The 1,492-nt window shown below is 63.0% G+C and carries 2 protein-coding genes; both read right to left on the minus strand.

Features of this window, described 5'->3' with window-relative positions; genetic code table 11:
* On the minus strand, positions 1 to 555 hold a 555-nt coding region (locus NW857_RS11065), incomplete at its 3' end, for a magnesium transporter MgtE N-terminal domain-containing protein (protein WP_414368950.1).
* Between the two features lie 73 nt (positions 556 to 628).
* On the minus strand, positions 629 to 1,492 hold an 864-nt coding region (locus NW857_RS11070; protein WP_414368952.1), incomplete at its 5' end, for an electron-transfer flavoprotein:ubiquinone oxidoreductase.

The following is a 1,492-nucleotide window of genomic DNA, read 5'->3' on the forward strand; positions in this document are numbered from 1 at the left end:
GTAGATGGTCTCGGTTTCGCGGGCCAAGAGGCGCACCCGCTCCAGTGCCTCGGCTGCCGTCAGGTTCTCTCGCAGGGAAATGTACTCCGGGGTCATGATCCGCCCCGCGGTGTTGGGGGCATAGCCCAGCAGCAGGGCCGTGGCTTCCCGTTCCTGGGGGCTGAGCTGGGGCAGCAGTTCGGCAACCACCTTGGCCGGCAGCTCGTCGAAGAGGCGGGCCCGGTCGTCCGGCGACATCTTGTCCAAGATGTCCTGGATCTCGTGGCTCCTGAACTCGCGCAGCAGCGCCTGTTGCAGATCTATGTCCAGGTGTTCGTAAACGCGGATGGCCAGATCCTTGGGCAGCAAGCGAAAGGCCAGAGCCTGCTGCGCCTCCGGCAACTCCCCGATTACCTCGGCAATGTCCACCGCTTGTACGGGCAGCAGGAGAGATTTGGCTTGTTCCAAGTTGTTTTCCCTTAGGGCCAAGCTGAGCTGGCCACGCAAGAGCTCACAAAATTGCTCGCGGCTCAACTCAGGGCTGGGGGCGGGTGGGATCAGCGGGGCGGAATTCAACGGCTGCACTCCCTGCAACTCTAGCTTTAACTATGCCAGCAAAGCTGAGTCTGTGCTCCCCGCCCCCGTTTTCCTAGAGCCCATAAAAGTCGGGGCCGGATCCCTCGTAGCTGGGGTTAACCCGTAGGTTGAGGTGGGGGCAGACGATCTCGCAGGTGCGGCACTGGATGCAGTTTTCCAGCGACATGGCGTGGGAGCGGATCCCATTGTGTTCGCGGATGTGGTGGACTTCTGCGGTGCAGTCGGCCACGCAGGGGGTAGGGCGGTTCAGCTTGTCGTAGGTGGCAATGCACTGGCGGCAGGTGTCAGCGCTGAACTCAAGGATGTGGCGGTTGCCTTCCGGGTAGCGGGGATCGGCAAAAAAGACGGCATCCGACCGCGAGAAATAGCCCCATCGCGTGGTCAATGCTTCAGGATCCAGACCTGTGGGGGCCACAAAGTCCACTTGGATGGCGGCATGGGGAGCAACATACCCCCGTGGGGGCGGCTCGCCGGCGCTGACCCGTCCGCTGAGCAGCGTGTAGGCGCGCAGGAGTTCTCCGCCGCGACGCACGGGATCCTGTAGGCCCCAGCGCAGGGATCCCAGCCAGGGGTGGCCGGCATCGACGCTGCGGCAGAGCTGGGGCAGGTACGCTTCCAGCAGGCGGGAGTTTTCCAAAAAGGCTTCCCGAAAATAGCGGCTGCAGTAGAGATCTTGCCCCACCGAGCTCTCCATCACGGCTTTTTGGTAGGCCTCTTGGATGCGCAGATCCCCTTTTAAAAAGCCGTCGTGAATGAGGCCCGCCGCCAGGTAGCCGGTCTCCATGGCGTTGGTAATCCCAGCCAGGCTGCCCACATCCAGCACCCCCAGGGCATCCCCCAAGAGCAAAGCCCCTTCGACGCCAAAGCGGCTGGGCAGGCTGTAGTAGCCCCCCTCAGGAATGACGGCAGCCCCGTA

The organism is Synechococcus sp. H55.9, assembly GCF_047462355.1.
Classification (GTDB): Bacteria; Cyanobacteriota; Cyanobacteriia; order Thermostichales; family Thermostichaceae; genus Thermostichus.